Below are 8,117 nucleotides of genomic sequence, written 5' to 3' on the forward strand. Positions count from 1 at the left end.
TTCCAACCGCTGCAAGTCCCCTGTGGGAGTTGTCGAGCCCCGGCGAGGCTACGAAGGCGGTGGGTCAGTCGGCATCTGTGTCGGCAGTGCCGCCGTCTTCGCAGCGATGCGGCGACCCGACAAGCCTGCTTCCACAGGGGATCGCCATTGCTGGTAAATCAAGGTTTCAGGTGATCAAAACGCGATGGATGTCTGCACGTACACCGTGCGTGGTTCACCGACGTATTTGCCCTTGTTGTTATCGTCGAACGAGCGCGTGTAGTACTGCTTGTTGAAGATGTTTTTCACACCGACCGCCACATTCAAATCCGACAGCTGCGGGCCGAAGTCATACGCCGCGCGGCTGCTGAACAGCATGTAGCCGGGGATGCGTCCGGTACTGCCGTCGGCGCTTTCCATCTGGGTGTTGGCGTTGTCGGCGAATTGGCTGCTCTGGTAGCTGCTGTCCAGGTTGAGTTTCCAGCGCCCCTCGGTGTAGCCCACGCCCAGGGTGCCTTTGTGCTTGGACGAGAAGGGCACGCGGTTGCCTTTGTTCGGGCCGTCTTCGCGGATGGTGGCGTCGACGTAGGCGTAAGTGGCGTACACATCGAAACCGGCCAGTGCAGGGCTTAAACCGTCCAGGGCATAGTTGATGCTCGATTCGATACCTTGATGGCGTGTTTCACCGCGGGCGATCACCGAGTCGTTGGTCTGGTTGCTGTCGTACTGGTTGTCGAAGTTGATCAGGAACGCGCCGATTTCCCCACGCAGGGTGCCATTGTCGTAGCGGGTGCCGAGTTCCCAGGTGCGGGCCTTTTCCGGTTTCACTTCGCCACTGGTCACGCGGTTGGGCATCTGGCTGTACTGCACGCTGCCGAAGGAGCCTTCGGTGTTGGCGTAGAGGTTCCAGTCGTCGGTCAGATGGTAGAGCACGTTCAACGCCGGCAACGCGGTGTTGTAGTCGCCCTTGTATTTGACGTTGCTCAGGTTGTTGGTCTGCTGGGACTCGATCATCTCGTAGCGAATGCCCGGGGTGATCGTCCATTTGCCGATATCGATGCGGTCGTCGACGAAGAATGCATTCGCTTCGGTGCCGCCCCGCGTGTCACGGTCGTTGCGGCTGCTGGTGTTGGGGATCTGCTGGTTGGCGCTGATGGGCGTGCGATAGCGCAGCTCGTGGCCCGCTTCGTTGATGTAACGGTAACCCACGCCCACTTCGTGGCTGGTGGGGCCGAGGTCGAAGCCTTGGGCAAAACGGGTTTCGAGGCCGCGCACCCAGTACTCACGCGGAGACAGCGAGAGGAACGTGCCCTGGTCCAGGTAGCCGCTGCGCAGGGTTTTGGTGAAGAAACTGTTGACGGTGAATTCGCGACGGTCCTGCTCGTAGCGATAGCCGACGTTGAACATCGTACGGCGGCCCCAGAATTTGTCGTAGGGGCGGGTGGACTGATACGGATCGGCCTTGTAGTCCTTGACGTTCAAGCCGCCGGGCATATCGGCTTGGCCTTCGTAGTACTGCGCCATGGCGTTGAAACTGTTGGCGTCGTCGAGCTGGTATTTGCCCTTGAGAATCAGGTCGTCGATGCGGGTATTGCTGTTTTCGCGCCAGTCGCCACCACGGGTGCCGGAATACAGCAGCGCGCCGCCCAGGCCGTTGTCGGCGGTGCCGCCGGCCAGCAGGTTGCCGGTGGTCTTGAAACCATCGTGGCTGGAAGACGGGCTGGTTTCGGTCTGCAAACCGCCTTTGACCGTAGGCGCATCGGGAATGGCGCGGGTCACGAAGTTGACGATGCCGCCGACGTTCTGCGGGCCGTAGCGCACCGCACCGCCGCCGCGCACCACGTCCACGGCGTCCATGTTGCCCATGCTGATAGGCGCGAATGACAGCTGCGGCTGGCCGTAAGGCGCGAACGGTACCGGGATGCCGTCCATCAATACGGTGGAGCGCGACGCGAGCCGCGGGTTGAGGCCACGTATGCCGAAGTTCAGTGCCATGTCGTGGCTGCCGGTGCCGTTGTTGTCCGGCGCGTTGACGCCGGGGATGCGGTTGAGCACGTCGCGGGCCTGGGTGGCGCCCTGGCGTTCGAATTCCTCGCGACGGATCACGTCACGGGCGCCGGGGTGTTCGAACACATGGGTTTGCGCGGCATCGCCCAGCCAGTCACCAACCACACTGGACGTACTCAGCTCCAGGGTCGCCGGCGCGTTCGCAGGTTGCAGGCTGTAAGCGTTATCGCCTTCGGCGCGCGCTTGCAGGCCGGTACCTTCCAACAGTTTTTGCAGGCCATCGGCGGCGCTGTAATTGCCGTTCAGGCCAGGGCTCTGCAAGCCGGCGGTGACCTCGGAACCAAAGGAAATCAGCACGCCCGCTTCGCGCCCGAATTGATTCAACGCGGCCTCCAGTGAGGCTGGAGCGATGTGGTAAGGCTTGGCCTCGGCCGCCATCAGCGGGGGCAATACCGTAAAGCCGAGGCTGGCGCCCAGCAGCAGATGACGCAGGGTACGGGCGAGAGGGGTGGGGTGCTGGAGCATAAAGAGCGGTCCTGAGAAGGAAGGATCAAGGGGGGCTTTCCTTCTCTGTCACGCGAGGGCTGGAAAACGGCTCATCGTGGTTGAAAATAGTTTCAGACGCGCGCCTGCACCGTCACCCAGTAGCGGGTAAACCGTCGCACCTTGACCGGCAGGCTGACTTCCAGCAGGTCCAGGATGCGCTCGCTGTCGTCCAGCGGGTAGCTGCCGGACAGCAGCAGATTGGCCACCTGCGGATCGCAATTGAGCTGGCCACGGCGGTAGCGGCCGAGTTCGGCGAGGAAATCTTCCAGGCGCATATGGGCGGCCACCAGCATGCCGTCGGCCCAGGCGCCGCTGTTGGCGTCGGTGGGGCGTGGGGTGTCCCAGCCTTTGCGGGTGAAATTGACCTGGCGCGCAGCGTCGACCGTCAACGGCAAGCCGCTGTAGTGGTTAGGCATGGCACTGACGTGGCCATTGAATACCGCTACCTGGGTGTGGTCGTTGAACTGGCGCACATTCAGGCGTGCGGCCTGGCTGGTGAGCAAGCCCTGGCCGGTCAGCACCTGCAAGGGCGCATTGCCGGCCAGGGCGGTGAGCATGATCTCGCCTTCGAGCAGGCGAATCAGCCGTTGCTGGCCGTCGAAATGCACATCCACTGCACTGCCGGTGTTGAGCTGCAATTGGCTTCCGTCAGCCAGTTGCACCTTGCGGCGCTGGCCGATGGGGCTGCGATAGTCGGCGGTCAAGGGCGGCAGAATATGTTGCTGGCGCAGGCTCCAGGCCGCGGCGGAACCGGCGCCGAGGATCAACAGCAACTTGAGCGCTTGACGACGACTGTCGGATTGCGGTGCGTTCAGCGCGGCATGGACCAAAGGCGCAGGCATGCCGCGCAGGCGTTGATTGACGCGCTGGATGTGGTCCCACGCGCGCTGATGCTCGCTGTGGGCATTGAGCCACTGTTGCCAGGCGGCCTGCTGACGCGGGTTGAGCGCGCCCTGCTGCATTTCCATCAGCCAGTGCACGGCTTGTTCGGCGACCTGGGTGGAAACGTTCATAGGGCGAAATAGCAGCGCATCGCCGCTTTGTTCAGGTGGCGCTTGACCGTGGCAATCGAGATGCCCAGTTCGGCGCCGATCTGGGCGTAGGTCAGGCCGTCGAGTTGCGCCAGCAGGAATGCGCGCTTGACCTGGGTGGGCAGGCCGTCGAGCAGTTGGTCCAGCTCCAGCAGCGTTTGCAGGATGATCGCGCGCTCTTCTTCCGACGGCGCCACCTGTTCGGGCATTTGGGCCAGTGCGTCGAGGTAGGCGCGTTCCAGGTCCTGGCGTCGATAGAAGTTGAATAACACCCGCTTGGCGATAGTGGTGAGGAAGGCGCGGGGTTCGATCAATGTCGGCGTTTCGCGCGCGGTGAGCACGCGGATGAAGGTGTCCTGCGCCAGATCGGCGGCACTTTCCGGGCAGCCGAGCTTGCGTCGCAACCAGCCGGTGAGCCAGTGGTGATGGTCGTGATACAGGACTTCGACAGGGTTGGACGGTTGCAACGCGAACACTCCGCAAGCATGAACATGCTTTAGAGAACAAGAATTGTTCGCATTGTAGGGCGCAAGGTTTGCTTCGGCAATCCGTCAGGTGCGGTGATTCATCTGTTCTGTTTTGCTTATGAGAATATTTATCATTAATATCGCGCTCTGATGAACAGGGCGTCTCCCCATGAAAAGCAAAACCTCACTGCCCGTCTCCTATCGCCTCGCCGTGACCTCGCGCGTGCTGGCCGCGGTGGTGGGCGGTTATCTCATGGCCTCGCTGGCCAGTATCTGCCTGGCGTTATGGATGCCGACTTCCCGCGCCGATGCGGTGATTACCGGGATGATGAGTTCATTCGTGTTCTATCTGCTGGCGGTGCTCTGGTGTTTCGCCTGCCGTAGCGCCGCACGCGCCTGGTTTGGGGTGATGTTGCCCAGTGCGTTGTTTGCCACGTTAGCGGGTGTCGGCTTTTGGGTGGCGCGTTCATGAAAGAGGGATTTCGCCAGGCCATGGCCTGGTTGCACACCTGGGCCGGGTTGGTATTTGGCTGGCTGCTTTTTGCGATTTTTCTGACTGGGACCCTGGCGTATTTCAAGGATGAGATCAGCCATTGGATGCAGCCCGAGGTGCAGGCTCACGCGCTTGACGACGCGCGCAGCCTGAGCGCGGCCCAAACCTATCTGCAACAGCAGGCGCCCAATGCCGCACGCTGGTTCATCACCTTGCCAAACAGCCGCGACCCTGGTCTGTCGGTGATGTGGCAAGACAAGGTTGACCCCGGCAAACGCGGAGACTTCATTCAGAAAGTCCTCGACCCCGTCACCGGCCAGCCGGTCCAGGCCCGTGAAAGCATGGGCGGCGAGTTCTTCTACCGGTTCCATTTCCAGTTGCAAATGCCCCATCCGTGGGGCCGCTGGCTGTCGACCATCGCGGCGATGGTGATGTTCGTCGCGCTGATCACCGGCATCATCACCCACAAGAAAATCTTCAAGGACTTCTTCACCTTCCGTCCCCGCAAGGGGCAGCGCTCCTGGCTTGACGGGCACAACGCAGTGGGCGTGCTGGTGCTGCCGTTCCATTTGATGATCACCTACAGCAGCCTGGTGATCTTCATGAGCCTGGTCATGCCGGCGCCGATTCTCGCCTCTTATGGCAATGACACCCGCGCTTTCTTCAGCGAAGTGTTTCCCGCCACCAACAACGCCCAGGCGTCGGGCCAGTCCGCCAAGCTGTTGCCGCTGGTGCCTCTGTACGAACAGGCGCGCGCGCAGTGGGCAGGCGGCCATGTCGGCAGGCTGGCGGTGAACAACCCGGGGGATGTGAACGCGTCGGTCAATGTGTTCCGCGCCGGCTCCGACCGTGTGGTGCATGATTTTGGCAGCACCGTCTCGTTCAACGGCGCCACTGGCGAGCTGTTGCGGGTCAGTGGCGAACAGTCGTTGCCAGCGGTGATCGGCGGCAGTTTCTATGGCCTGCACATGGGGCATTTCGCCGGCCCGCTGCTGCGCTGGCTGTACTTTATCTGCGGTTTGGCGGGAACGGCGATGATCGGCACCGGCCTGGTGATCTGGCTGGGCAAGCGCCAACTCAAGCATGCGAAAACCGGCGTGATGCCGTTTGAATTGCGTTTGGTCGAAGTGCTGAACATGGCCAGCATGTCGGGGCTGCTCATCGCGATTGCGGCGTTTTTCTGGGCCAACCGTGTACTGCCGATCGGTCTTGCCGAGCGTTCTGACTGGGAGGTGCAAACCTTTTTCATCGCCTGGGGCCTGAGCCTGCTGCACGCCGCGCTGCGCCGGGGGCGCCAGGGATGGGTCGAGCAACTGAGCCTGGCCGCACTCATGTTTGTCGCGATCCCATTGTTGAACGCGCTGACCACATCGCATCACCTGGGCGTTTCACTCGCCTCCGGCGACTGGGCCATGGCCGCCTTTGACCTCACGTGCCTGGGCAGCGGCGTATTCCTCACCTGGGCCGCCTGGAAGATGCTGCAGCGCACGGCGCCCCTACCCAAGGCCGAGCGCGCACGTCCGTTGACCCTCAAGCGCGAGGCCCACTGAATGCTCGTCGCCTTGTTGATGTGCTACGCCGGGTTCACTGCTTTGTGCCTGGCCACCGATCGCCATCACGGTGAGCTGTTGCGCCGCAAATTGTCGGCGCGCCGGCGTCTGGTGTTGCGCACTGTCGGTGCGGGCCTGTTGAGTGTTTCGATCTGGCCGGCAGTGGAAGCTGCCGGTTGGGCCCAAGGCCTGGTGGAGTGGTGTGCGGTGTTAATGCTCAGCGCCTTGTTGCTGGTGCTGTTGTTGCCCTATCGGCCAAGGCTGGCCTTGATCCTGGCGGGCTTCGGTCTGCTGGCCAGCCCCGTTGCGGCATTCGCCATACTCTGAGCCCTGCATGATGATCAGCACTCCACCCGAGTCCCAGGACAGCCAGCACGCCGATGCGGCAGGTGGGCGTGCGCATTTTCTGCAGGTGTTTTTGTCCCAGCGTTCGCAGATGGAAGCCCTGGTCAGCCGCCGCGTCGGCTGCCGTGCGACCGCGGCCGACCTGGTGCAGGACCTGTTCCTGCGCTTCTGGCGCCGGCCGCTGGTGCAGGTCGAGGAACTCAGCACGTACCTGCTGCGGTGTGCCGGCAATATCGCCATCGACCATCTGCGCAGCGAAGGCGCCCGCGTGCGCAGCAGTGAAGGCTGGCTGCCGGAACAGCATGACCACCAGGGTTGCGAGCCTCAGGCTGCCCTCGAAGCCGGTAATGATCTGCGTCACGTGGAAGCCGCCCTTCGTAGCCTGCCGGAGCGCACCCGGCATATCTTTCTGCTCAACCGCATTCACGGCCGCACTTACACGCAAATCGCCAAGGCCATGGGCCTGTCCCAAAGTGCCGTGGAAAAACATATGATGCGTGCCCTCGAAGCCTGCAAAGCCAGCCTTCGTGAACCATCGCCTCCACGCACGCCAGGGAAAGCACCGTGACCACCACGCCCACGCCCGCTCAGGAACAAGCCGCACTGGCCTGGTTGAGCCTGCTGCACGATCAACCCAGCAGCGGTGATCAGGCCACGTTCAGCCAGTGGCTGCGCGCCGACCCCGCGCATGTCGAGGCGTACTCCCAGGCGCAGGTGGCATGGGAACTGAGTGAAGAGCCGGCGCGCAAGCTGGCAGGCGAGGAGGCCTTGGCGTTGCAGGGCTACCTCAATGCGATGAACACCTCAAGGCGCTCGCGGGCGATACGTTGGTCCGGCGCTTTGGCGATGGCGGCCTGCCTGCTGTTGATGGTGTCCATGGGCGCCGGCTGGCAGCCGTCGCGCTGGGTCGATCACATCGGCGCGGACTATGTGACGGCGCCGGGCGAAATCAAAACCGTCACGCTGGCCGACCAATCCCAAGTGACCCTCGACGCCGACAGTGCCATTGCCGTGGACTTCAGCCATGGCGAACGGCATATCCAATTGCGGCGCGGCGCCGGCTTTTTCAGCGTGACCCACACCGGCCAATCCTTTGTGGTGGAAGCGGGCAGCGGCGAAGCGCGGGTATTGGGCACGCAATTCGAAGTGCGCCTGCAGCCGGCCGGCGCTCAGGTGACCGTGTTGTCCGGCCGGGTCGGCGTAACACCGTCCCGGCAGGGCACACAGCAAATTCTGACCGCTGGCCAGCAAGTGGCCTATGCCGAGGGCGTTGCCGACGCTGTGCAGGCCGTGGACAGCGAATCGCGCCTGGCCTGGCGTGATGGCTGGCTCAATTATTACAAGGCGCCGCTGGCCGATGTGGTCAAGGACCTGGGGCGCTACTACCCGGGGCGCATCCTGTTGCTCAACGACGAGATGGGCGCCCGGCGCGTCAGTGGCAGCTTTCCGAGCAAAGACCCGCAGGCGGTGTTGAATGCGTTGCAGGCGGTGCTGGGGTTTGAACAGCACAGCCTGTTGGGGCGGGTGATTGTGGTGCGTTAGACGCATCAGGGCTTTATGGGGGAGCTGGCTTGTCGGGTCGCCGCATCGCTGCGAAGACGGCGGCACTTCCAATAGAGAGGCTGCCTGACCCCCCGCTTTCGTAGCCTCGCCGGGGCTCGACAACTCCCACAAGGGATTGGCAGTGGCGGGAAAAACG

At 62.8% G+C, this 8,117-nt stretch carries 8 protein-coding genes; 5 read left to right on the top strand and 3 right to left on the bottom strand.

Annotated elements, in window-relative coordinates; all coding sequences use genetic code 11:
* Nucleotides 1–174: 174 nt before the first annotated feature.
* The 3 genes from fecA to ACW9IN_RS29765 form a co-directional block, all read right to left on the bottom strand.
* Entirely contained in the window at nucleotides 175–2,511 is a 2,337-nt protein-coding gene (fecA, locus tag ACW9IN_RS29755; RefSeq protein WP_457369189.1) for a TonB-dependent Fe(3+) dicitrate receptor FecA, read from the bottom strand.
* A gap of 92 nt (nucleotides 2,512–2,603) precedes the next feature.
* On the bottom strand, nucleotides 2,604–3,545 hold the full coding sequence (locus ACW9IN_RS29760; protein ID WP_457369190.1) for a FecR domain-containing protein: 942 nt from the start codon (nucleotides 3,543–3,545) through the stop codon (nucleotides 2,604–2,606).
* Nucleotides 3,542–4,030, bottom strand: coding sequence for a sigma-70 family RNA polymerase sigma factor (locus tag ACW9IN_RS29765; protein WP_457369191.1), 489 nt, complete (start codon nucleotides 4,028–4,030; stop codon nucleotides 3,542–3,544). The genes ACW9IN_RS29760 and ACW9IN_RS29765 overlap by 4 nt, the downstream gene beginning before the upstream one ends.
* 169 nt (nucleotides 4,031–4,199) lie before the next feature.
* Between ACW9IN_RS29765 and ACW9IN_RS29770 the strand changes: the two genes are divergently transcribed.
* The 5 genes from ACW9IN_RS29770 to ACW9IN_RS29790 are packed head-to-tail and all read left to right on the top strand — an operon-like array spanning nucleotide 4,200 to nucleotide 7,960.
* On the top strand, nucleotides 4,200–4,502 hold the full coding sequence (locus tag ACW9IN_RS29770; RefSeq protein ID WP_457369192.1) for a DUF3649 domain-containing protein: 303 nt from the start codon (nucleotides 4,200–4,202) through the stop codon (nucleotides 4,500–4,502).
* The gene (locus tag ACW9IN_RS29775; protein WP_457369193.1) at nucleotides 4,499–6,073 is read left to right on the top strand and encodes a PepSY-associated TM helix domain-containing protein; all 1,575 of its coding nucleotides are present in this window, start codon (nucleotides 4,499–4,501) and stop codon (nucleotides 6,071–6,073) included. Before ACW9IN_RS29770 ends, ACW9IN_RS29775 begins: the two co-directional genes overlap by 4 nt.
* Nucleotides 6,074–6,400 carry a DUF3325 domain-containing protein gene (locus ACW9IN_RS29780; protein ID WP_457369194.1) on the top strand — a complete coding sequence of 109 codons (327 nt, stop codon included), beginning with the start codon at nucleotides 6,074–6,076 and terminating at the stop codon, nucleotides 6,398–6,400.
* A gap of 7 nt (nucleotides 6,401–6,407) precedes the next feature.
* On the top strand, nucleotides 6,408–6,986 hold the full coding sequence (locus ACW9IN_RS29785) for an RNA polymerase sigma factor (protein WP_457369195.1): 579 nt from the start codon (nucleotides 6,408–6,410) through the stop codon (nucleotides 6,984–6,986).
* Nucleotides 6,983–7,960 carry a FecR family protein gene (locus ACW9IN_RS29790; RefSeq protein WP_457369196.1) on the top strand — a complete coding sequence of 326 codons (978 nt, stop codon included), beginning with the start codon at nucleotides 6,983–6,985 and terminating at the stop codon, nucleotides 7,958–7,960. The genes ACW9IN_RS29785 and ACW9IN_RS29790 overlap by 4 nt, the downstream gene beginning before the upstream one ends.
* The last annotated feature ends 157 nt before the right edge of the window (nucleotides 7,961–8,117 follow it).

The sequence above is a fragment of the Pseudomonas sp. SDO5271_S396 genome (assembly GCF_054071795.1).